Source organism: Faecalibacterium sp. DFI.5.82, from assembly GCF_029076575.1.
GTDB lineage: Bacteria > Bacillota > Clostridia > Oscillospirales > Ruminococcaceae > Faecalibacterium > Faecalibacterium duncaniae.
The window spans coordinates 1-292 of sequence record NZ_JARFIS010000998.1 but is presented as its reverse complement, the minus strand read 5'-3'; the positions used below and the strand labels follow the sequence as shown (position 1 = coordinate 292).

Genomic DNA, 292 nt, shown 5'->3' with positions numbered 1-292 from the left:
AAACGTTTGTCAGCGAAGATCAGCTGCAGCCGGATTCACCAGGCGAGCTGATCAATCTGGCTGAAAACTTCCGCTCCATGCCTAACGTGACCGATTTTACCAACCTGCTGTTCAGTCAGCTGATGAATCATCAAGTTGGTGAGATGGACTATGATGAGGCTGCTCATTTGAAATTTGCCGCGCAATGGTATCCTAAAGAGCAGGTCAAGCCAGTTGAGGTGATGCTCTATGATGCCAATGCTGAGGACAACGACGCCAATGCCAGTCATGAGGCTGATCGTCAGTCAGGCGA

At 50.0% G+C, this 292-nt stretch carries 1 protein-coding gene; it reads left to right on the top strand.

Annotated features, from left to right (window positions below; all coding sequences use genetic code 11):
- Positions 1 to 292 (top strand): hypothetical protein (locus tag P0G09_RS19860; RefSeq protein WP_275253535.1); only part of this gene is annotated, 292 nt, incomplete at both ends.